Origin of the sequence: Shewanella loihica PV-4 (assembly GCF_000016065.1) — a bacterium.
Lineage (GTDB): Bacteria > Pseudomonadota > Gammaproteobacteria > Enterobacterales > Shewanellaceae > Shewanella > Shewanella loihica.
This window is the reverse complement of record NC_009092.1, coordinates 4,581,037-4,602,594: the sequence shown is the minus strand read 5'-3', so window position 1 is coordinate 4,602,594 and position 21,558 is coordinate 4,581,037. Positions and strand designations below refer to the sequence as shown.

Below are 21,558 nucleotides of genomic sequence, written 5' to 3'. Positions count from 1 at the left end.
CGCAGATCCAAAACGATCCTTAACGATCAAAATAATCTGACAAAGCAGCAAACTCAGCTTTATTAAGCGATCCAGATCGATCTATAATTGGCGACCTTCGATCTGGCTAATGATCACTAGATCCACAAGATATAGTGGCCATTCACAGAGTTATCCACACTAGATAGTGTGTAAGGATAACTTGATAAGAAGATATAGAGGCAGATTTTACCCACTTGAGGGTTTTGCTTGTTGACGGGCTTAACTAAAGTGATTACAATTCGGCCTCTTTTTTGCCCTTACCTCTTTTATAGGGATAAGGTTTATTCACCTAACAAAGACGGATTGCCATAATGAGTAAACGTACTTTTCAACCTAGCAACCTGAAGCGCAAGCGTTCTCACGGCTTCCGCGCTCGTATGGCTACTGTTGGTGGCCGTAAGGTTATCGCACGTCGTCGTGCAAAAGGTCGCGCTCGTCTTTCTGCTTAATAAGTAGAAATGCAAGTGACCAGCTATACCTTTACGCGGGAGTTACGTCTGTTAACTCCCGCGCAATTCAAATCTGTATTCTCCAATCCCATCAAAGCTTCTTCAGCTGAAATAACCTTACTCGCCATCCCTAATGAGTTACAGCATCCTCGTATTGGATTAACTGTTGCAAAGCGTTATGTTAAGCGAGCCAATCAGCGCAACCGAGTTAAACGTATCATCCGCGACAGTTTTCGTTTGCACCAACACGAATTACCGCCGCTCGATATCGTCGTGCTCGTCAGAAACGGTGTATTGGAAATGGATAATGCAGCATTGCACAAACAGGTAGAGAAGTTATGGCGCAAGCTCAGTCGCCGTTACAATGGCTAGCCACTAAGCTGATCCGAGGCTACCAAATCTTTATCAGCCCTATACTGGGGCCAAAGTGCCGTTTTCACCCCACATGTTCCAATTACGCGCTCGAAGCGATTCGATTGCACGGATTTGTGAAAGGGAGTTGGTTTGCAGGGAAACGCGTATTAAAATGTCACCCTTTACATCCGGGCGGTGAAGATCCCGTCCCTCCAAAAAATAACAGGTGTAATAAATAGGCTATGGAATCTCAACGCAATATATTGCTCATCGGTCTGCTTTTTGTCAGCTTTTTGCTGTGGCAGCAATGGCAAACAGACAAAAATCCGCAACCGGTTGCCACTGAATCTTCAGTTGTAGCTTCAACCGTCACAGATGCGCACAGTGCTGACGTTCCCGATGCCGACGCTGCTCTTCCAGAAGCAGTAGCCGCCTCTAAAGAACTCATTAGCGTCACGACAGACCAACTGACCCTGAAAATTAACCCAGTGGGTGGCGATATCGTCTACTCTGCGCTGGTGGGTCATAAACTGGAGCAAGACAAGGAAGAACCTTTCGTCCTGCTGCAGCAAACCAAAGATATCTACTACATCTCTCAGAGTGGTCTGATCGGCCGTAACGGCATCGACAGCAGCACTAAGGGCCGTGCCCACTTTAGCAGCCAGTCACAGGCCTATACCCTAGCCGATGGCCAGGATACCCTGGAGATCCCACTGACCTATGTTGCCGACAATGGCGTGACCTACACTAAGGTGTTCACCCTGCACAGAGGCAAGTTCGACGTCGGTGTTGAATATCGCATCAACAACACCTCAGCCGAGCAGCTACAGGTGCAGATGTATGGTCAGATCAAGCACAGCATCAAGAAAAGCGAAAGCAGCATGATGATGCCGACCTATCGCGGCGCCGCCTTCTCGACAGCAGATACCCGCTACGAGAAGTACAGCTTCGAAGATATGGCCGACAAGAACCTAGACAAGAAGACCCTAGGTGGTTGGGCAGCCATGCTGCAACACTACTTCGTATCAGCCTGGGTACCACCAGCTAACGATCAAAACACCATCTTCTCTAGCGTAAGCGCCGGCGGCCTGGCCAATATCGGTTTCCGTGGTGCCGTCTATGATGTCGCACCTGGTACACAGCAGACTATCAGTGCCCAGTTCTACGTGGGTCCTAAGGATCAAGAGGCCCTATCGGCCATCTCTGAATCGCTGAATCTGGTAGTTGATTACGGCTTCCTATGGTGGCTGGCAATCCCAATCCACTGGTTGTTGATGTTCTATCAATCATTCGTGGGTAACTGGGGTGTGGCGATTATCCTAATTACGCTGACCGTACGTGGTATGTTGTACCCGCTGACTAAGGCGCAATACACCTCTATGGCCAAGATGCGTAACCTGCAACCTAAACTGCAGGACATGAAAGAACGCTTCGGCGATGACCGTCAGAAGATGGGTCAGGCCATGATGGAACTGTACAAGAAAGAGAAAGTGAACCCTATGGGTGGCTGTCTGCCTATCTTGCTACAGATGCCTATCTTCATCGCCCTCTACTGGGTACTGCTGGAAAGCTACGAGCTGCGTCACGCGCCATTCATGCTATGGATCACCGACCTTTCGGTACAAGATCCATACTATGTACTGCCGCTGCTGATGGGTGTATCTATGTTCCTGATGCAGAAGATGCAGCCGATGGCTCCGACCATGGATCCTATGCAACAGAAGATGATGCAGTGGATGCCAGTTATCTTTACCGTCTTCTTCCTCTGGTTCCCAGCGGGTCTGGTACTTTACTGGTTGGTCGGTAACTTGGTGGCCATCACCCAGCAGAAGATCATCTATGCCGGTTTGGAGAAAAAAGGGTTAAAATAACCTCTAGCTCCAACTAATGAAAAAGCGGTCGGATACTCAGTATTGACCGCTTTTTGCTTTTTAATGAAGACAGCTTTCACTCCATCAGCGCAGGAAACACAGTAATGACGACAGATACTATCGTGGCACAAGCAACCGCACCAGGCCGCGGCGGCGTAGGTATCATCAGGGTCTCTGGCGACAAGGCCAGCGACGTAGCCATGGCGGTACTCGGGCATCTGCCTAAAGTACGTTATGCCGACTACTGTGATTTCAAGGCCGCCGATGGCGCGGTGATCGACCAAGGCATCGCCCTCTACTTCAAGGGCCCTAACTCCTTCACCGGCGAAGATGTGCTCGAGCTGCAGGGCCACGGTGGCCAGGTAGTGCTGGATATGCTGATCAAGCGTGTCATGGATGTCGATGGCGTGCGTATCGCCAAGCCTGGCGAATTCAGCGAGCAGGCCTTCATGAACGACAAGCTGGATCTGACCCAGGCCGAGGCGATAGCCGATCTGATCGATGCCACCAGTGAACAGGCGGCCAAGAGCGCGCTCAACTCGCTACAGGGTGAGTTCTCCACTCAGGTCCACGAGCTGGTGGATCAGGTCACCAACCTGCGTCTCTACGTGGAAGCCGCGATAGACTTTCCCGACGAGGAGGTGGACTTTCTCTCCGACGGTAAGATTGCCGCTTCACTTGGCAAGATCATCACCAAGCTCGATTCGGTGCAGTCCAGTGCCAAGCAGGGCGCCATCATACGCGAAGGGATGAAGGTGGTGATCGCCGGTCGTCCCAACGCGGGCAAGTCCAGCCTGCTCAACGCTCTCGCGGGTAAAGAGTCGGCTATCGTTACCGAAATCGCCGGCACCACCCGAGACGTGCTGCGAGAACATATCCATCTCGACGGCATGCCACTACACATCATAGACACGGCCGGCCTGCGCGACACCACAGACACGGTAGAGCAGATAGGGATAGAGCGCGCTTGGGCCGAGATAGAGACTGCCGATCAAGTGCTCTTCATGGTGGATGGCACCACCACGGACGCCGTCGATCCCCATGACATCTGGCCAGACTTTATCGATCGCCTACCCAAAAACCTTGGGGTGACAGTGGTGCGCAACAAGGCCGATCTGACCGGTGAGTCGTTAGACGCCACCGACGAGCAGGGCCACAAAGTATTCCGTCTGTCTGCCAAGACAGGCTCGGGCGTGGATGAACTCAAGGCGCACCTTAAGTCCCTAATGGGCTATCAGAGCAACCTAGAGGGCGGTTTCCTGGCTCGTCGTCGTCACTTAGAAGCATTAGAGCTCGCCAGCAGTCATCTGGCACTGGGTCAGGAACAGTTAGAGGTCTATCAAGCGGGTGAGCTCCTGGCAGAAGAGCTGCGCATGTGTCAACTAGCACTCTCGGAAATCACCGGAAAGTTCACCTCAGACGATCTTCTCGGCAAGATCTTCAGTTCATTCTGTATCGGGAAGTGAAGTAGCTCATCAATCAGAGAAACGTGGTAAAACCCTTCAAAACAAATCAAAATAAGCAATTGTTTTTAAAGGCAATTATTCACTTTTTGTTGCGAAGCGGTTTTGCTGCATTTCACATGCTTTTGCTCCGCTTTGCTAAAAATTGATCCCTATTTACTCCCAGGTTAGAATTTTGGAGTAATGGGAGCAAAAAGGAGCGGAGATGAAGGTATCAGTAAACAAGCGTAATCCTAACTCGAAAGGTGTCTAGGAAATGGATGGCGATTCAGGGATCATTATTGAAACCCGCTTTTTTGATTGCTTTTTGATGCAAATCTTCAAGTTGTAATTTCTATTTCAACCTGATTTTCTATTGCTACTTGAATCTGATTTTCTATTACAGAGTAAATATCAACATTTTCATCCGGAACTTCGATACTAACAAGAAGGCTAAACCGCACTCTATTTTCCCACCGTTCTTCCGCAGTTTTATACTTCCACCATCCGCCTACAGGAAAAACAGCTATGGTGTGCATGTCAGCTAGATCTTGAGCACTACCAGTCCATTCATCTGAATGAACTGAGCCTCTTGTTCTCAATTGATCTCCTAAGAACCACCCATCACTATCACCCTCTGGCCCATCATAATCATCCATATTTGCTAAACCATTAATGTAAGCACGGAAGTTCTCTAGTGACTGCCCTGGTCTGATTGTTTCAAACCTTAAACCATGAGATTGATAGCTATATCTTGTACGATAACCTCGTCTTCCGGGGTTAGGCTCTATGAAATACGATAACGTAACTTTTAATTTAACCTCTAACTCTGGCGGTAAGTTTTGCAGCTCAGTCAAAGGCCAAGGTAACTGATAAAGCTTCATTTGATTTAATTTAGGATCGGATGATGCACTAGCATTTTGAGGTTTTATAAATGGCTGAATCTCCCCCTCAGCGATCAAAGTAAGTGCATGATCTGCACTGTATCTAGCTTTATCAATATTTGTAACACCATATCCAACCGTACGTAGCAAGGTTTCTTTTGCCACTTTAGGACTATGCACAGCACTTAGTAGCCCAAATCGCTCCATCATTCGTGGAGTCCACTCCGCAGAATGGATTATTAAGCCTCGGATAGTTTCAGGCCAAAATTCTGGATATTCGGCTGTTAACTGGGCCGCACACCGAGAAACTAAAGCACATGCAGCGCTTGTATCACTTCCCCGCTCAAAAACCTGACCTGTGGTTCTTCCTGATGTTGTTAATAATCCAACCGTATCTTCATTACTAACTTCCGTCCTATCTGGTGACAAAAGCCGATTTCCACCTTCAGCAACAACATCAGGTTTAAATGGTGCTTGCCTTCTCCATGCCCAATTCACTGAAGAACGACTTGATGGAGCAACATCTCCCTCCATCGCAAACGGCGACCAACCTTCAAAATAGGGATCATCATTTGTTGTCATTTCTGTATATGCCCCAACGGTAATAGCATTCCATGCTTGAGCTGGATCTTCTATCTGCGCGAGATTTACTTGATCCCAGTAGTCTTGGTCAGGACGAATATCTAAATTGTTACCGGCAGAAATAACAAAAAGTCTCCGCTTTCCATCTTGCATACCAGAAGTGAATTGATCAATTTCTGCAGACCATGAAGAAGGTCTGCCACTTTCTCTCTCATGATCAGAAGTAACAGCAAGACTATATACTCTATTTAAATCAGGCCTATCTACTTCAAGTTTGTATGCTGTTCCTACCGTTATAGCCCCATATAGCAAGGGATCATTGTTGCCTTGCGGAGGTAAAATTCTCGCTGACTCAATAACATGTGACAGTTGAATGGCGCTATTTTTCAATACGACATCCATCAAATTCCCAAATGCTGCTAGTCCTGCTTGCAACGAACCATGCTCATTAAACGGTGTTAGTGGTTGATATTGATCATATTTAGGCCAATCAGGATCCCAAGAAACTGCAAAATCATCACAACACACTTTACTTAACAGCATGTTATTATAATTAACGCCAGTATCCAGGATTGATACACTAGTTGTTATATTCTCTGAAAAAGAAACTCGATCAGAAATGCTCTGCAGCCACTCTTGTTGTTCCTTTGGTGAAGAACTAAGTATTGGAACAGGTGTGTCCTTAGCTTTTCGAATTTCTTCTAAATTTGAAATCAATTCTGGTGCTTTTTCTAAATTACGAACTGAAGATTTAATAAGAACAACAAATGAGTTGAAAAATGATATGGATGTATTTCCTAAACGACCATTTACTCTTTCTGCAAGAGAAGCTGCTATATTTTCAACACCATCAATTGCATTTTTTTTCAACCATAACTCCCACCAAACATCGTTGTCTCGGTCCGTGGGAAAAAGTTCTGGTGGATCTGTCCAAAATGACTCTAAGCTTGCAAGCCTAATCTCAGAAATACTATCTATTAATGCATGGTTTCGAGGAAAAGATACTCCATCCTTATTTGGTTTTCCGTCTTTTTGAGGATCTAAATACTGCTGTATTTTTTTAAGGAAAGTATCTCGCCGATCTTCAGGTATGAAGACTAAAGCGAACTCCTTATTTTCCTGCATTTGACAAGAACAGAGTTTAAAATCTCTGTTATCCAAACTATCTAACGGAAGCTTACACCCATCTACACTAATAATTTCAACATATATCCCTGAATCATCCGTTATAGTATCAACTTCATGTTCTCTTTTTTGATCATAAGCATCAATTAAATTCTGATATTGACCTCTTAAGTGACTTCCATGTTGGTTTCTATTTCGTCCAGGAACTCCTGGGTTTCGACCGGTTCTTTTAGACTTAAAATTTTCCTCAATGAAAAAACTAGCTACATCTAAATGCTTCCTTTTAGAAACCATACAATTCCCTTATATACTTTTTATTTGTTATTACCTGACTGCCTTCTAGAAAAGGCCTTTAACAGTGTTTCACTTGTTATTTTTGCATTAAAATTCAAAACAGCTTCTTTAGCTGCGTCTTCACAAGATCGGGTAATCTCAGCAGAGCTCAAACCATTTGCAGCTTCAGCAACCATCCCCCAATCAAAATCATCAGTATCGAAAAGTGATAGACGATTTTGAATAAGAAGGCATATTTGATCAAATTTTGGTTTTTCAAACTTAATGATGTCATCAAATCTTCTATAAAGTGCTTGATCTAGTAGCTCTGGATGGTTTGTAGCAGCAACAATAATACTCTCTGATGCATCTTGCTCTACAAATAACAAAAATGAGTTTAACACCCTACGAATTTCCCCAACATCATTGGGTGCACCTCGTTGAGTTCCTATAGCATCAAATTCGTCAAAAAGATAAACTGCTCTTGTTTGCCTTATATGATCAAAGATCAAACGCAACTTTGCAGCAGTCTCTCCCATAAAACGTGTAATAAGATTATCTAGGACGATTGTATAAAGAGGTAATTTTAACTCTGTTGCCAACATAGATGCAGACATTGTCTTACCAGTTCCAGGAGAACCAGTAAAAAGAAGTTTTCTACGCGGCTGCAAACCAAACTGACTGAGTTTGTCCTTCTGACGTTGTTCTAATATCACCTTCTCCATACGTTCTTGTATGTCATCAGAAAGAACAAGCTCATTAAGACGAACACTGTGTGGCGTGAGCTCTAATAGACCTTTTAACTCACTTTGATTCTGTTGCGCAAAAGGTATAGTTCTAGACGATGCTAGACCCAGCTTATTGGTAGAACGCTGAGATTTCTCAACAAGATTTTTAATATCGCTCGCAAGCTTATTATGCCCCTGTCGAGCTTCTTTGGCAGCAACCTGAAGGGCAACAGAGTAAAAACGCTGATCGTCACGTGCAGCGTGACTCTTTAAAAGCGCTTTTAGTTGTTCCGCAGTAGCCATTATTCAATCTCCATAAGACGGGGCAACTTTACCAACTTTATACAATAAAGTCTGTGTAGTATGACAGGGTTTAAGCACTTAATCCCCTCTAGAATTTTGTACACTCACCACCCCTACATGATTATAAATAGTCGTTCTAGATACACCATATCGCCTAGCAACATCAGATACAGGAATAGAACCATCTTTGAGTAATGCCCTAATCTCCCTGATATCTTTTTTCTGTAACTTTGGCTTCCGCCCACCCAAGCGCCCGCGAGCTCTTGCGGCTTCCAATCCCGCCTTGGTACGTTCGCTAATCAAATTTCGCTCAAATTCAGCCAAAGCAGCAAACACATGAAAAACCAGCTTTCCAGAAGCACTGTTCGTTTCAATCTGTTCTTGTAGGCTCAAAAATCCAACCCGTCGCTCATCAACCAGATGGGTAACAACGTTCACTAGGTCTGCCAAACTACGACCTAACCTATCTAGCCTCCAAACGACCAACGTATCCCCTGGTCTAAGAGCCTTTAAGCAGTTATCAAGTTCGGGTCTAGCGGCATTCTTCCCACTGGCCTTGTCCTCGTAAATGATCTCGCAACCAGCAGCAGCCAACGCACCTCTCTGCAAATGCAGGTTTTGATCGTCGGTTGAAACTCTGGCATAGCCAATCTTTTGATTCATGCACGTTTTATTAACATAGAATTTTATACAAGTATTTTAACACATTTATAAGATTAAATTCCAACCAATTTGCTAAGTTATGAACTGTCAAGAAAATGGTGGTTTTATGGACAAAAGGTAGACTCGTAACTAAGCAAAAAAATAATTTGCTAATGGTCAATGATAGCAATTGACATATACATCAGGATGCGTCAGATTGCTTCTGTTGGCATCAAATTTTGGAAAATGTATGGCGGTTTTTGATTTCAGTTCTGATGACGTTCTTCTCGATATTGATAGCGTTTGCAAGAAGCTTTGCATTTCACGTTCTTCACTTGAGAGATTACGTCGGCAAGATCCGAAAACTCTTATCAATGCATATGTCCGGAAGGATGACAACTTCGTGGGATTACCACCTTTTCCCGAACCAACGTTAACGCTTGGACGCAGCCCACGCTGGTCAGCCAAAGCCCTAAACTCTTGGATCGAGAAAGCGCAATCTTCCCCTACTAAGTTCATCTGACAACCTTGGGATTTTTTATGAAAAAAACTGACTCGTGGTGCACCCCTACAATGTCAAAGAACGGTAACATTGTTAGTGGCGGCGCAGCTCGAAATGTTAGAATTGCAGCAATGGGGGGAATGGACGAAATCATTACTCAAGTTGCACGCAATACGCTTGAGCTAGCAAATGCAAACGTCCATAAAAACAATCGCTCTAAACTCCGCTTGGTTTCAAACGGATGATAGATACGCTGTTTCTAAAGATTTAGCCGCCAAATTATTGCACTATAGATGAGCGTTTTTCAAACAGCCATTTATGCTGCCCTCTACAGATAGCCTAAGGCTAGGGCCTTTGCCGTATCCAGAGAAGATTATTTAAACAAACAGCGAAAGATCCCAGCGGGATCTTTCCTCATTTTGGTGCATAAACATCCAAGATGGCGATCGAATTAATCAACAGAGATATCAACAAGTAATTCACCTTGCGATCAAAAATGGTGCATAACTTAATTTATTATGTAATCTTTTGATTATATTAATTTTTTAGTCTTGCTTGTTTTACGAGCTGCTAAATTTAGATCCCGCGACGGGATCTAAACCAAAAAGTTATACTCAAAAGCATGTCGTCAATTTTGGATAAGATCTTTTGGGATCGTATCCTCTCCCACTGGGCTGACTTTCGTATACCTGACGCGCGCCCCCAACCAGGCGCGCCGTTCCCCGCGTTTTAGGCCAGATTTACGCTGGCGACTCAGCAACTCACACTAGCCACGTACTGTCACTCTGATAGCTGACGCTCAGCTTAAGATCCTTAAGTGCCAATTACCTTGGGTTGGCCTGAGCTTAATCTTGCCTCGACCAGTCTCCCCCAAACTTGAACCAGATGTTCCAAGCCAGGCCAGCTATGTCCGGCAGAGATGACTCTCGCTCCTTGATAGCTGAGTTCCACGTGAAACTAGGCAGATTTAGCCTCTCGTAGAGAAGAGGTAGAAAGAAACTAGATAGAGAAGAACTATTGATAGAGCAGAGCCATAGATAGCAATGTAATCGTCACAGCAACGATTGTAGGTAGACTTATACCCGGGATAATAGCGTCGGCAGCACCAAACGAGAAAACTATTAGTTAAGCAATCGCTGATCTAAATTTTATAATTGAAATATTTGCGATTTTCAGGCCCGGCCAGGTTGCTGCTTATCTTTAGCTCATGCTTATATTCATCCCAGCTGGCGACATTGCGCCCCCGATTGAGATGGGGAAAAGCAAGTTGAGGACTATCGACTTGAGCATCCAACCCAATGAAATTGGCTAAGCGCGGCAAACTCTGGGGATCATCCAGTTGTAAACTCAAGAACTGCTGCGCGAGCCCCTGATCTTGATGAAAATAATCAAACACCTGCTGCTTATGCACTTGATAACAAGTCTTCAGATGCTCAGCATCCATGGGGTCGGCCACGCGATAGATACCAAAGGTATGGCCGAAACTGCGCTTAAGCAGAGGGTGAAAACGCCCTCTTTCTTTATCAAGATGCACCAACATTCGGCTCAGCAGCATCTGCATCGAAGGCACCCAGGCATCTAACGGCCTATCCAGATAGATAAATTTAGCGTCCGGATAGAGGCTATGCAGCTGACGATAATCACTAAAACACGGCGCATCGGAAATGGCATCGGCGAGAATAACGGCCTGTTTGGTAAAGGCCTGGTGCGCCACCCTGAGTCCCATCTCCAGCAGGGCCACACTGACACTTGTGGTGCCGGTTCGCGGCAATCCTATGATGAAGACTTTATTTGTGGGTCTTGCAGGCGGTGCGGGCTGATGAGACGACATAGATATGGCTCGGTACAATTGGAGGCGCAGTATAGTGAAAATACCTTGGCAGGAAAACAGACTTTAGGGCCTTAGGCCGTTTATTCACAAGCGTAAAGCCAAGCTGCCAGCACAGAGGCCGCTTTCACTAGGAGATCACTGTTAAATTCGTTTCAACCCTGTACAATCCGCGCCTTGTTTGACCTAAGACGGCATTTTTGTAGATACACCATGATAGATCTGGCACTGCTTCCCCTCTATTTAACCACGGTAATCGCCCTACTCCTGATCCCCGGGCCCGATATGTTACTCATCGCCAGTTCGAGTCTTAGCTATGGCAAGAAGGTAGGCGTCTATGCCAGCTTCGGTAATGCCACCTCGGGTTTGATCTTGACCCTGCTGGCGGCGATGGGGGTATCGGCGCTGATCGCCCTCAATCCAATTGCACTTGAAGTATTAAGGATCGCCGGTGGTCTCTACCTGCTGAAGATGGGCTGGGACTGTATGCGCGCCACACCGAGTCAGGCGCCGGAGATCGCCGGGCAGAAAAAATTAGCCAGGCAGCTCTATCGCCGCGCGGTGATCAGTAACCTGTTAAACCCTAAGGCGCTGATCTTCTTCGTGCTTTTCTTGCCCCAATTTGTCTCCAGTCAACTGACTGCCAGCTCGGCCGAGCAGATGCTGGCCCTGGGGCTAGTGCTCAACATCATGGGGCTAAGTTTTAATCTCTTGCTGGTGGCTCTGGTTGGCAGTCTGGGCAAGAATCTACTCGACAACGAGAAGTTCAGAACCAATCAGAACAAGTTCATGGGCCTGATCTTCTTCCTGTTGGCCATCTGGCTGCTAGCCTCCCAGCTCCAAAGCGTGGGCTAAGGCGCTTCACGCCGGCATTAGCCCACTCTTACCATAATCAACGCTTGCCATAGTCCACTAAGGTCTGCCGATAGAGGGCGAGCAATCGCTTGTCTTCCACCGCAACCCCTATACGCTGAGACGGCTTATCGTGCCACTCGTCGTGGGGATACTGACGACCATCAAATTTCTGTATGGTATGGCCTTCGGCCGGCCCATCGGTGACCACCCGAACCGGACCGTCTCGCAGGGTAAACAGGCTCTTATCGATCACATAGGCAATAGCCGATGGGTCGTGTACATGGCAGCCTTCCAGCCCCAGCTTTTGAGAATAAAACTTGAGATAGAAGCGGCTAATGGTCCAGATAAACTCCCCCGGCTCCCCTGCCGCATCCCGCAGTTCATCGAGATACTCACGGGTAAAGAAGCTCTGCTGCGTTACATCCAAGCCTATGATGGTCACAGGCCAACGCGCGGTAAAAACCAGATCTGCCGCATGGGGATCGTCATGAATATTGGCCTCGGCATAGGGGGTTACATTGCCCCTATGCCCATTGACGCCGAAGGCGCCGCCCATCACCACCACCTCTCTTACCAGATCGACAATATCCGGCGCCGCCTGTAATGCGAGGGCTAAATTGGTCAGCGGCCCGACTGCCACCAGGGTGATCTCGCCGGGCTGTGCCCGCACGCTATCGATAATATATTGATAAGCGGGTCTGGGATCCGCCTGAAGATCTTTGACGCTGGGCGCATGAAAATCGCCAAAGCCTGTCTCGCCATGGACAATAGTTGTCGGACCCACCGGCGGTCTCACCAGAGGCCTGTCGGCGCCCTTAACCACATCCGCCTTTAGCGCATATTTCTGCTTTAAAAATAGCGCGTTGGCCGTGGCATTATCTATCGTGGCATTGCCATAAACACAGGTGATCGCCTCGAGCGAGATACCAGGATGTGCCTCAGCGAACAGTATCGCCATCGCATCGTCTATGCCTGGATCCGTATCTAAAATAATTTTCTGCACCATTGAACTTCACTTCCTTAAGCAGACGTATAAAGTGAGACAAGCTTAGCCTGCCCCCGGCCAAACTAACGTGATCCAGCTTTTAGCTCACCAAAATCGCCAGGGGCATCATCTATAATACAGGGATAAATTGCGGCTAGCCCCTTAGGATGTAGCCGCCAGTATCGCCACAGATTAAAAACTAAATTAAGAAACTAAATTAAGAAACTAAAGCATGTTAGACAAAAGCCGACTGAGCCGCTTCAAGACCCAGATAGATAGCCAAACAGAGATCGCCAAGTTCGACGCACTGGCCAAGGAGTGGCGCGATCCCCACGGCAAGTTTAAGCATGTGCTCAGTTTCAATCAGACCCGGCTCACGGCCATAGAAGATCAGATCGCCAGCCATTTTGGACGCGATCTCACCCAGGATATCCCCTTCGATGGGCTGTCGTTATTGGACATAGGCTGCGGCGTCGGCCTGCTGTGCGAACCCTTGGCCAGCCAGGGTGCCCGGGTAACGGGCATAGACGCCAGCGAACATAACATCACCCTGGCACACCGCCACGCTAACAGCTGGTCAATCCCCATAGAGTATCGCCATTGCTTGGCAGGCGATCTTCCAAGGGAGCAGCCTCAATATGATGTGATCTTAAATACCGAGGTGATCGAACATGTCGAGGATCAGGCGGCGCTGGTGGCCTCCTGTTGTGACCTGTTAAAGCCAGGCGGTCTCATGGTGATGGCAACCCTCAATCGCACCCTGAGATCCTATCTCATCGGCATAATAGGCGCCGAGTACATCATGCGCTACCTCCCCACAGGCACCCACGACTGGCACCACTTCGTTACCCCCCAAGAGCTGGACGAGATGCTCACTCCCCACGGATTATCGACCAAAGGGGTCGAGGGCATGGCCTTTAATCCCTTCACCCGCCGCTGGAAGATCACCAGCAATTCGGCGGTCAACTATCTACTCTACGCCAGTAAGCCTATACCTGGGGTTTTAGAGGCCTAATCCCCTTCTGCTCGCGAAATGAGGCAAGCAGAGAAGACCAACGCCAATAATTGGCTTATGATGGCAGCAATCAGCCTGCTGACAGCATTGCTTGTCTAGCTAGATTAACTATTTGAATTTAGGAAATATAATGGCAAAAATTGAACTAATTGTCGGCACCACCTTAGGAAGCGCCGAGTATGTCGCCGATGAGTTAGCCGCCCAACTGGAGGAGCGGGGCCACGAGACCCAGGTACATCTTAAGGCCGAACTGAGCGATCTGGATCCCAAGAGCCTGTGGTTGATCGTCTCATCGACACATGGCGCAGGCGATCTGCCCGATAATCTGCAGCCATTTTTCGATGAGATCGACAGCAAAAAGCCGGATCTGAGCCGGACCAAATACGCCTTATGCGCCATAGGCGACTCGAGTTACGACACCTTTTGTCAGGGGCCGGAAAAACTGATAGAAGCGATGGAAAATTGCGGTGCACAAGTCTATGTGGATAAGATCCAGATCGATGTGCAATACGATCCCATCCCCGAAGAGCCCGCCCAGGCGTGGTTGAGCGGCTGGCAAGATAAGCTTTAGATCCCCTCCTCCCTCTTTACACTGATCTCACCCACAGATTAGATCTACCTTATCCACAAATTACGATCCAAAATGATAAATATGTGGATAAGGTATTATTTTGATCTGATCTAACTCTGCATTATTCAACCCACCTCGACAGCTAAGATCTGCATTGTGGATAAGTAAGGGATCTACCCACAAGCTTAATTCATTTAGATCGCGATCAGATCACAGGATCGAACTCTCGTTATCTATTGATTTTAAATGGTAAATAGACTTACCCACAGAAGATCGCGATCCTAATAGTAAACATAACAAAAGATCTATATAAAGATCTATATAAAGATCTTAAGATCTATAAGCCAGATCCTTTGGCGATCGAAAGGCCTAAATTGATCTTTCACCTATGGCTTTCCAGATGCTAAAATACTCGGCTACTCATCGAGTAACTCTGTCCGATCTATGGGCAATATCATTTTTATTTTCGATATAGGTTTTAAGGTAATCTGATGCATTTTCATGAGCGGTTTGATGTAATTGTTGTTGGCGGTGGTCATGCAGGAACCGAAGCAGCATTAGCATCTGCTAGGATGGGGTCCAAGACATTATTGTTAACCCATAATATCGATACCTTAGGCCAGATGTCCTGTAACCCGGCAATTGGTGGTATTGGTAAGGGTCACCTTGTTAAGGAGATCGATGCCCTGGGTGGCGCCATGGCCGTTGCAACCGATCATGCCGGTATTCAGTTTCGCACCTTAAATTCCAGTAAAGGCCCAGCGGTACGTGCTACTCGTGCACAGGCGGATCGCGCCCTCTATCGCGCCAAGATCCAACAGATCCTGCAAAACCAACCTAATTTACGCCTGTTCCAACAAGCGGTAGACGATCTCATCGTCGGGAATGATCGTGTTATCGGGGTCGTTACCCAGATGGGACTGGCCTTCGAGGCTCCTGCAATCGTACTGACGGCGGGAACCTTCTTAAGCGGCAAGATCCATATTGGTCTGGAAAATTACAGCGGTGGCCGTGCCGGCGATCCGCCATCGATCTCCCTTGCCGATCGTTTACGTGAATTACCGATTCGTGTTGGCCGTCTGAAAACCGGTACGCCACCACGTATCGATGCCAACACCATTAACTTCGATCTGATGACTGAGCAGAAAGGTGACGATCCTTTACCTGTGATGTCTTTTATCGGTGACGTTAAAGATCATCCTAAGCAGATCTCCTGTTTTATTACCCACACCAATGAGCGCACCCACGACATCATTCGTGGCGGGTTAGACAGAAGCCCCATGTATTCAGGGGTGATCGAAGGCATAGGTCCGCGTTACTGCCCTTCAATCGAAGATAAGATCAATCGCTTCGCCGACAAGAGCTCGCATCAGATCTTTATCGAGCCCGAAGGCTTGAACACCAACGAGATCTACCCTAACGGGATCTCCACCAGCCTGCCTTTCGATGTGCAGCTGAACCTGGTGCGTTCGATTCAAGGCATGGAAAACGCCGAGATCATCCGTCCGGGTTATGCCATCGAATACGACTATTTCGATCCGAGAGATCTGAAAAACTCTTTAGAAACCAAGGCAATTTCCGGTTTGTTCTTCGCAGGGCAAATCAACGGTACCACAGGCTACGAAGAGGCCGGTGCCCAAGGCCTGTTGGCGGGCATGAACGCCTCATTGCAGGTACAGGGTAAAGAAGCCTGGTGTCCGCGTCGTGACGAGGCTTATCTCGGCGTCTTGGTCGACGATCTGTCTACCCTGGGTACCAAAGAACCCTACCGCATGTTCACCAGCCGCGCCGAATACCGTCTGCTGCTGCGTGAAGACAATGCCGATCTGCGTCTCACCGAGAAAGGCCGCGAGTTAGGTCTGGTGGATGATGATCGCTGGGCTAAGTTCAATGCCAAACGTGAGGCGATCGAGCTCGAGTTACAGCGTCTGCGTAGTCAGTGGATCCACCCTAACTCGCCGCTGGTTGATGCGCTTAACCCGCATCTCAACACGCCTATCACCCGTGAAGCCACCTTCGAGGAGCTGCTGCGCAGACCCGAGCTGGATTACCCTAAGCTGATGAGCGTAGAGGGATTTGGTCCTGCCATCGAAGATCAACGCGCCGCCGAGCAGGTGCAGATCCAGGTGAAATACTCGGGTTACATCCAGCGTCAGCAAGATGAGATAGACAAGGCGATTCGCCATGAAAAAACCGGCCTGCCACAGGATCTCGACTATCAAGAGGTGCCAGGCCTCTCCAACGAGGTGATCGCCAAGCTTAACGATCACAAGCCGGATACCGTGGGCCAGGCCTCGCGTATCTCGGGGATCACGCCGGCGGCAATCTCTATTCTACTCGTTCACCTGAAGAAGCGTGGCTTGCTCAGAAAGAGCGCCTAAACCAGCAAAAAATCTATTTTGATGACCGGGATGGGAGGTCAAGCACTTCCCATCCCTGCGACTCGGCTTCATAATATCCCATTGTTTATCGAGGATACTCCTGTGTTAGCAGCCCAATTAGACAGCTATCTTGCCGACATGCAGATGACGGCTACTCCGAAGCAGAAACAGCAACTGCTTGATTTTGTTGCCATGCTTGCCAAATGGAACAAGGCCTATAACCTAACGTCCGTACGGGATCCCGAGCAGATGCTGATCCGTCATATCATGGACAGCCTGGCGGCTAGTCCTCACCTGGTAGGTGAGCGTTTCATCGATGTGGGCACTGGACCTGGTCTTCCGGGGATCCCCCTGGCCATCATGAATCCAGATAAAGAGTTTGTGCTGCTCGATAGCTTGGGCAAGCGGATTCGTTTTCAAAAACAGGTTCAATTTGAGCTGGCGATAGGTAATATTAGTTCGGTCGAGAGCCGGGTCGAAGCCTATCAACCCGAAGAGAAGTTTGATGGCGTGCTCAGCCGCGCCTTCGCGTCGATCCAGGACATGTTGCAATGGTGCCACCATCTGCCAAAGCCCACTGGCTGTTTTTATGCCTTGAAGGGACAGTTGAGCGATGAAGAGATGGCGAACATGCCTGAAGGATTTACCCTGACCGACGTCTTCGAGCTCAAGGTGCCTCGCCTCGACGAACAGCGCCACCTGCTGCGGGTGGTCAAAGCGGCTTAGTCCCCTGGGTTAAGAGTTGCATTATTTAACCAGTTCAAGCAATTTGATAGGGCGTTTTACTATCGAATCGACCAACGTGATAGACAGGATGATATTGTGGGTAAAGTGATAGCCGTGGCCAATCAGAAAGGTGGCGTCGGAAAAACAACAACTTGTGTGAACTTAGCGGCCTCTCTGGCGGCCACCAAGCGAAAAGTGTTGCTTATCGATCTCGATCCTCAAGGTAATGCGACTATGGGGAGTGGTGTCGACAAGTACAGCGTCGAAAACACCGCCTATGAACTCTTGGTCGAAGAAAAGTCGGTCGAAGAGGTGGTTTATCGCGACACCGCCGGTAAATACGATCTGATCGCCGGCAATGGTGACGTGACGGCGGCCGAGATCAAGCTGATGGAGTTCTTCGCCCGGGAGATCCGCCTGCGTAATGCCCTGGCTCCTGTCAAAGATTACTATGATTTTATCTTCATCGATTGCCCGCCATCGCTGAACATGCTGACGGTTAACGCCATGTCGGCCGCCGATTCTGTCTTGGTGCCGATGCAGTGTGAATATTATGCGCTGGAGGGATTGACCGCCCTGATGGACACCATCAGCAAGCTGGCGGCCATGGTGAATCCTGGGCTTTCCATCGAAGGGATCCTGCGCACCATGTACGATCCCCGCAACCGACTCGCTAACGATGTGTCGGATCAATTAAAACAGCATTTTGGCGATAAGGTTTATCGCACAGTGATCCCGCGTAACGTGAGACTCGCCGAGGCGCCAAGTTTTGGTGCCCCTGCCATGTATTACGATAAGTCTAGTGCCGGTGCCAAGGCTTACCTGGCCTTGGCTGGCGAGATCATTCGACGAGCTGAGCAGCATTCTCAGTTAGAGCAAGCTTAAGGAAAAACAGATGACACCCAAAAAACGTGGTCTAGGCAAAGGATTAGACGCACTGTTAAGCACTAGCCATGCGGCGGCAAGACAGGCCCCGATGCAAGAGGCCGAGCCGAATAATAACGAAGAGCTCAAGATGATTGCCCTGGATCTGCTGCAGCCAGGCAAGTATCAGCCCCGCAAGGATATGTCGCCCGAGGCGCTGGAGGAGCTGGCTGAGTCGATCAAGACCCAGGGGATCATTCAGCCTATCGTAGTGCGTAAGGTGTCGGACAAAGGCTATGAGATCATCGCCGGTGAGCGTCGCTGGCGCGCATCGCAACTGGCTAAACTCGACAAGGTGCCCTGTATCGTCAAACAGGTGCCAGACGAGGCTGCCGGTGTTATCGCCTTAATCGAGAACATTCAGCGTGAAGATCTTAACGCGATGGAAGAGGCTATCGCGCTAGAGCGCCTGATCAAGGAGTTCGAACTGACCCATCAACAGACGGCCGATGCCGTGGGTAAGTCGCGCACGACTGTATCAAACCTATTACGTTTGAATGGCTTAGAAGAGCCTGTTAAGCGCATGCTGGAATATGGCGATATCGATATGGGGCATGCCCGTGCCCTGCTCGCATTGCCTGGTGATGAGCAAACTAACCTGGCCAGAACCGTGATTGCCAAAGAACTAACTGTTCGTGAAACTGAACGATTAGTGAATAAAACCTTAAATCCACCTGAAATTGTCGATAAACCCGCAAAAGATCAGGATGTCGCCCGTCTAGAGAGCCAATTAATTGAAAAATTAGGGGCAAAAGTTTCCATTAGCCATAACAAAAAAGGCAAGGGCAAAATGGTAATTAACTATCAAAATTTGGCTGAATTGGATGGTATTATTGAGAAAATCCGTTAATTAGCCCAAGTTAACGTAATATTATGTAACTTTGTGACATCTGTTAATCTTTCACTTTTAGACTTTTGGCGTAGATCACGTTAAAAGTCCCCATTTTTACTTACCTTAAACTTGCTTTGAATGTGCGAAAAGGTATACTTTCGCAAGCTTTTTGTACCTCTAAGATGGCCTGATAATTTGTCGTCCGGTCATAGAAACAAAAAGTAAGAATGCGGAGAAGATGAATTGAGCAAGGTTTTAGCACGTCGTGGCCGGTGGTCTGCCTATAAATTGGTGTTGATGCAGGCGGCGGTGGCTGGGGGTGTTTCGATTGTCTTTTTCGCCGTGTGGGGAGCTCAGTACGGACTGTCTGCGTTAGCAGGTGGTGCCATTGCTGTACTCCCTAATTTTGTATTCGCGACCCTCGCTTTTTCCCATACGGGAGCAAGTTCAGCAGGAAAGGTAATGAAAACCTTTTACTGGGGGGAAGCGGTAAAGTTGCTGTTAACCATAGCAATGTTCTCGCTGGTATTTATCAATCTTAAAGTGGTCTTTATGCCGCTTTTTGTTTGTTATATCTCGGCGCTAATAGTGCATTGGACAGCTCCTTTATACTTCAAGCAAAGTTAAGTGGGATGAATCATGGCTGCAACTGGTGAAGCGTTAACACCGCAGGGCTATATCCAGCACCACCTTACCAACTTACACGTTGGTGAAGGCTTCTGGACATGGCACATTGATTCGTTGTTCTTTTCGGTTGGGCTTGGTGTTCTATTCTTGTGGCTATTCCGTAGCGTTGGCAAGAAGGCAACGACAGGTGTTCCCGGTAAGCTTCAATGCTTTATCGAGATGATCGTTGAATTCGTCGATGGCAGCGTGAAGGAAACCTTCCATGGCCGCAATCCTGTTATTGCTCCGTTGGCATTAACGATTTTTGTGTGGGTATTCATGATGAACTTCATGGATATGATTCCAGTTGATTGGCTGCCTTGGGCTGCTGGCCTGGCCGGGATCACTCACCTGAAAGTCGTACCAACTACCGACCTAAACATCACCTTCAGCTTAGCTCTGGGTGTGTTTGTGCTGATTATCTACTACAGCATCAAGGTCAAGGGCGTTTCAGGCTTTGTTAAAGAACTGACATTACAGCCTTTTAACCATAAGGCAATGATACCCGTCAACCTCCTATTAGAGTCGGTTACCCTGATCGCTAAGCCTATTTCATTGGCATTGCGTCTGTTCGGTAACTTGTACGCAGGTGAGTTGATCTTCATCCTTATTGCGCTGATGTATGGTGCTAACTTGGCGTTATCTGCCCTAGGTGTGACTCTACAACTAGGTTGGTTAATCTTCCATATTTTGGTTATCACTCTGCAGGCGTTTATCTTCATGATGCTGACGATCGTGTATCTCAGCATGGCACATGAAGATCATTAAGGGTTGCTGAAGAAATTTTTTTTAAGCTAAATCACAAACTAACTAAAGATTTAGAATATTGGAGATAGAGATGGAAACTGTATTAGGCATGACAGCTATCGCTGTTGCTCTACTGATTGGTATGGGTGCTCTAGGTACCGCTATCGGTTTCGGCCTACTAGGTGGCAAGTTCTTGGAAGGCGCTGCGCGTCAACCAGAAATGGCTCCTATGCTACAAGTTAAGATGTTCATTGTTGCTGGTCTATTGGATGCGGTAACCATGATCGGTGTAGGTATTGCACTATTTATGCTGTTTACTAACCCACTGGGTGCAATGCTGTAATCAACGCTTCTGTCTTTAATCTAAATAGGAGGCTGTTGTGAATATCAACGTCACCCTAATCGGTCAGACGGTTGCCTTTATTATCTTCGTGTGGTTCTGCATGAAGTTTGTTTGGCCCCCTTTGATGAATGCCATCGAAGAGCGCCAAAAAAGGATCGCCGACGGTCTAGCTGATGCTGATCGTGCTGTAAAAGACCTAGAGTTGGCACAGGCGAAAGCCACCGACCAACTAAAAGAAGCTAAGGCAACTGCTAACGAAATCATTGAGCAAGCTAACAAGCGTAAAGCTCAGATTGTCGATGAGGCCAAAGCCGAAGCAGACGCTGAGCGTGCGAAAATCATCGCTCAGGGTAAAGCAGAAATTGAAGCTGAACGTAATCGCGTGAAAGAAGACCTGCGTAAGCAAGTTGCTGCTCTGGCTATCGCCGGTGCAGAGAAGATCCTTGAGCGTTCGATTGATGAAGCCGCCCACAGTGACATAGTTAACAAACTTGTTGCTGAAATTTGAT

At 47.8% G+C, this 21,558-nt stretch carries 21 protein-coding genes; 16 read left to right on the top strand and 5 right to left on the bottom strand.

The genetic code is table 11. From position 1 onward, the window contains the following. Positions 1 to 332 precede the first annotated feature (332 nt). The 5 genes from rpmH (at position 333) to mnmE (ending at position 4,161) form a co-directional block, all read left to right on the top strand. The gene (gene rpmH / locus SHEW_RS20505; protein ID WP_011867659.1) at positions 333 to 470 is read left to right on the top strand and encodes a 50S ribosomal protein L34; all 138 of its coding nucleotides are present in this window, start codon (positions 333 to 335) and stop codon (positions 468 to 470) included. Positions 471 to 485: 15 nt separating this feature from the next. Further along, complete coding sequence (rnpA, locus tag SHEW_RS20500; RefSeq protein WP_086023640.1) at positions 486 to 842, top strand: ribonuclease P protein component; 357 nt, start codon at positions 486 to 488, stop codon at positions 840 to 842. After that, complete coding sequence (yidD, locus tag SHEW_RS20495) at positions 809 to 1,063, top strand: membrane protein insertion efficiency factor YidD (RefSeq protein WP_011867657.1); 255 nt, start codon at positions 809 to 811, stop codon at positions 1,061 to 1,063. The genes rnpA and yidD overlap by 34 nt, the downstream gene beginning before the upstream one ends. Positions 1,064 to 1,066: 3 nt before the next feature. Continuing rightward, positions 1,067 to 2,695, top strand: coding sequence for a membrane protein insertase YidC (gene yidC, locus SHEW_RS20025; protein WP_011867656.1), 1,629 nt, complete (start codon positions 1,067 to 1,069; stop codon positions 2,693 to 2,695). Positions 2,696 to 2,799: 104 nt separating this feature from the next. Beyond that, positions 2,800 to 4,161, top strand: a complete 1,362-nt coding sequence (gene mnmE, locus SHEW_RS20020; RefSeq protein WP_011867655.1) for a tRNA uridine-5-carboxymethylaminomethyl(34) synthesis GTPase MnmE — start codon at positions 2,800 to 2,802, stop codon at positions 4,159 to 4,161. A gap of 317 nt (positions 4,162 to 4,478) precedes the next feature. On the opposite strand, the gene SHEW_RS20015 is transcribed toward mnmE, so the two are convergent. The 4 genes from SHEW_RS20015 to SHEW_RS20000 all read right to left on the bottom strand — a co-directional run bounded on the left by SHEW_RS20015 (position 4,479) and on the right by SHEW_RS20000 (position 10,917). Continuing rightward, the gene (locus tag SHEW_RS20015) at positions 4,479 to 7,022 is read right to left on the bottom strand and encodes a S8 family peptidase (protein ID WP_011867654.1); all 2,544 of its coding nucleotides are present in this window, start codon (positions 7,020 to 7,022) and stop codon (positions 4,479 to 4,481) included. A gap of 20 nt (positions 7,023 to 7,042) precedes the next feature. Further along, positions 7,043 to 8,032 (bottom strand): AAA family ATPase, encoded by a 990-nt coding sequence (locus tag SHEW_RS20010; protein WP_011867653.1) that lies wholly within the window; start codon positions 8,030 to 8,032, stop codon positions 7,043 to 7,045. A 78-nt stretch (positions 8,033 to 8,110) separates the two neighbouring features. Continuing rightward, positions 8,111 to 8,695 carry a recombinase family protein gene (locus SHEW_RS20005; protein ID WP_011867652.1) on the bottom strand — a complete coding sequence of 195 codons (585 nt, stop codon included), beginning with the start codon at positions 8,693 to 8,695 and terminating at the stop codon, positions 8,111 to 8,113. Between the two features lie 1,622 nt (positions 8,696 to 10,317). Next, positions 10,318 to 10,917: a sulfotransferase gene (locus SHEW_RS20000; protein WP_502577618.1), complete on the bottom strand. Its 600-nt coding sequence runs from the start codon at positions 10,915 to 10,917 to the stop codon at positions 10,318 to 10,320. 300 nt (positions 10,918 to 11,217) lie between these two features. On the opposite strand from SHEW_RS20000, the gene SHEW_RS19995 reads away from it, so the two are divergent. Then, positions 11,218 to 11,859: a LysE family translocator gene (locus SHEW_RS19995; RefSeq protein ID WP_011867650.1), complete on the top strand. Its 642-nt coding sequence runs from the start codon at positions 11,218 to 11,220 to the stop codon at positions 11,857 to 11,859. A gap of 37 nt (positions 11,860 to 11,896) precedes the next feature. On the opposite strand, the gene SHEW_RS19990 is transcribed toward SHEW_RS19995, so the two are convergent. Further along, positions 11,897 to 12,865, bottom strand: coding sequence for a nucleoside hydrolase (locus SHEW_RS19990; protein WP_011867649.1), 969 nt, complete (start codon positions 12,863 to 12,865; stop codon positions 11,897 to 11,899). Between the two features lie 211 nt (positions 12,866 to 13,076). Between SHEW_RS19990 and ubiG the strand changes: the two genes are divergently transcribed. The 10 genes from ubiG (at position 13,077) to atpF (ending at position 21,557) form a co-directional block, all read left to right on the top strand. Continuing rightward, positions 13,077 to 13,859 carry a bifunctional 2-polyprenyl-6-hydroxyphenol methylase/3-demethylubiquinol 3-O-methyltransferase UbiG gene (ubiG, locus tag SHEW_RS19985; RefSeq protein WP_011867648.1) on the top strand — a complete coding sequence of 261 codons (783 nt, stop codon included), beginning with the start codon at positions 13,077 to 13,079 and terminating at the stop codon, positions 13,857 to 13,859. Positions 13,860 to 13,989: 130 nt separating this feature from the next. Further along, positions 13,990 to 14,430 carry an FMN-binding protein MioC gene (mioC, locus tag SHEW_RS19980; protein WP_011867647.1) on the top strand — a complete coding sequence of 147 codons (441 nt, stop codon included), beginning with the start codon at positions 13,990 to 13,992 and terminating at the stop codon, positions 14,428 to 14,430. Between the two features lie 491 nt (positions 14,431 to 14,921). Beyond that, the gene (mnmG, locus tag SHEW_RS19975; protein ID WP_011867646.1) at positions 14,922 to 16,811 is read left to right on the top strand and encodes a tRNA uridine-5-carboxymethylaminomethyl(34) synthesis enzyme MnmG; all 1,890 of its coding nucleotides are present in this window, start codon (positions 14,922 to 14,924) and stop codon (positions 16,809 to 16,811) included. Positions 16,812 to 16,913: 102 nt separating this feature from the next. Beyond that, a complete protein-coding gene (gene rsmG, locus SHEW_RS19970) occupies positions 16,914 to 17,537 on the top strand; it encodes a 16S rRNA (guanine(527)-N(7))-methyltransferase RsmG (RefSeq protein WP_041406831.1) in 624 nt (207 codons plus the stop codon). Positions 17,538 to 17,633: 96 nt separating this feature from the next. Continuing rightward, on the top strand, positions 17,634 to 18,422 hold the full coding sequence (locus SHEW_RS19965) for a ParA family protein (RefSeq protein WP_011867644.1): 789 nt from the start codon (positions 17,634 to 17,636) through the stop codon (positions 18,420 to 18,422). A 10-nt stretch (positions 18,423 to 18,432) separates the two neighbouring features. Continuing rightward, positions 18,433 to 19,311: a ParB/RepB/Spo0J family partition protein gene (locus tag SHEW_RS19960; protein ID WP_011867643.1), complete on the top strand. Its 879-nt coding sequence runs from the start codon at positions 18,433 to 18,435 to the stop codon at positions 19,309 to 19,311. A gap of 225 nt (positions 19,312 to 19,536) precedes the next feature. Further along, positions 19,537 to 19,920: an ATP synthase subunit I gene (locus SHEW_RS19955; protein WP_011867642.1), complete on the top strand. Its 384-nt coding sequence runs from the start codon at positions 19,537 to 19,539 to the stop codon at positions 19,918 to 19,920. A gap of 12 nt (positions 19,921 to 19,932) precedes the next feature. Beyond that, positions 19,933 to 20,727 (top strand): F0F1 ATP synthase subunit A, encoded by a 795-nt coding sequence (gene atpB, locus SHEW_RS19950; protein ID WP_011867641.1) that lies wholly within the window; start codon positions 19,933 to 19,935, stop codon positions 20,725 to 20,727. A gap of 70 nt (positions 20,728 to 20,797) precedes the next feature. Next, positions 20,798 to 21,049 carry a F0F1 ATP synthase subunit C gene (gene atpE, locus SHEW_RS19945; protein ID WP_011639455.1) on the top strand — a complete coding sequence of 84 codons (252 nt, stop codon included), beginning with the start codon at positions 20,798 to 20,800 and terminating at the stop codon, positions 21,047 to 21,049. A gap of 37 nt (positions 21,050 to 21,086) precedes the next feature. After that, complete coding sequence (gene atpF / locus SHEW_RS19940) at positions 21,087 to 21,557, top strand: F0F1 ATP synthase subunit B (protein ID WP_011867640.1); 471 nt, start codon at positions 21,087 to 21,089, stop codon at positions 21,555 to 21,557. Position 21,558: the final 1 nt, after the last annotated feature.

Bases quoted from the DNA above. Each gene is read 5' to 3' on its own strand.
- SHEW_RS20015 (WP_011867654.1), bottom strand. From the start codon at position 7,022: ATGGTTTCTAAAAGGAAGCATTTAGATGTAGCTAGTTTTTTCATTGAG.
- ubiG (WP_011867648.1), top strand. From the start codon at position 13,077: ATGTTAGACAAAAGCCGACTGAGCCGCTTCAAGACCCAGATAGATAGC.
- SHEW_RS20010 (WP_011867653.1), bottom strand. From the start codon at position 8,032: ATGGCTACTGCGGAACAACTAAAAGCGCTTTTAAAGAGTCACGCTGCA.
- SHEW_RS19990 (WP_011867649.1), bottom strand. From the start codon at position 12,865: ATGGTGCAGAAAATTATTTTAGATACGGATCCAGGCATAGACGATGCG.
- yidC (WP_011867656.1), top strand. From the start codon at position 1,067: ATGGAATCTCAACGCAATATATTGCTCATCGGTCTGCTTTTTGTCAGC.
- yidD (WP_011867657.1), top strand. From the start codon at position 809: ATGGCGCAAGCTCAGTCGCCGTTACAATGGCTAGCCACTAAGCTGATC.
- SHEW_RS19960 (WP_011867643.1), top strand. From the start codon at position 18,433: ATGACACCCAAAAAACGTGGTCTAGGCAAAGGATTAGACGCACTGTTA.
- mnmG (WP_011867646.1), top strand. From the start codon at position 14,922: ATGCATTTTCATGAGCGGTTTGATGTAATTGTTGTTGGCGGTGGTCAT.
- rpmH (WP_011867659.1), top strand. From the start codon at position 333: ATGAGTAAACGTACTTTTCAACCTAGCAACCTGAAGCGCAAGCGTTCT.
- mnmE (WP_011867655.1), top strand. From the start codon at position 2,800: ATGACGACAGATACTATCGTGGCACAAGCAACCGCACCAGGCCGCGGC.
- mioC (WP_011867647.1), top strand. From the start codon at position 13,990: ATGGCAAAAATTGAACTAATTGTCGGCACCACCTTAGGAAGCGCCGAG.
- SHEW_RS19995 (WP_011867650.1), top strand. From the start codon at position 11,218: ATGATAGATCTGGCACTGCTTCCCCTCTATTTAACCACGGTAATCGCC.
- atpE (WP_011639455.1), top strand. From the start codon at position 20,798: ATGGAAACTGTATTAGGCATGACAGCTATCGCTGTTGCTCTACTGATT.
- SHEW_RS20005 (WP_011867652.1), bottom strand. From the start codon at position 8,695: ATGAATCAAAAGATTGGCTATGCCAGAGTTTCAACCGACGATCAAAAC.
- atpB (WP_011867641.1), top strand. From the start codon at position 19,933: ATGGCTGCAACTGGTGAAGCGTTAACACCGCAGGGCTATATCCAGCAC.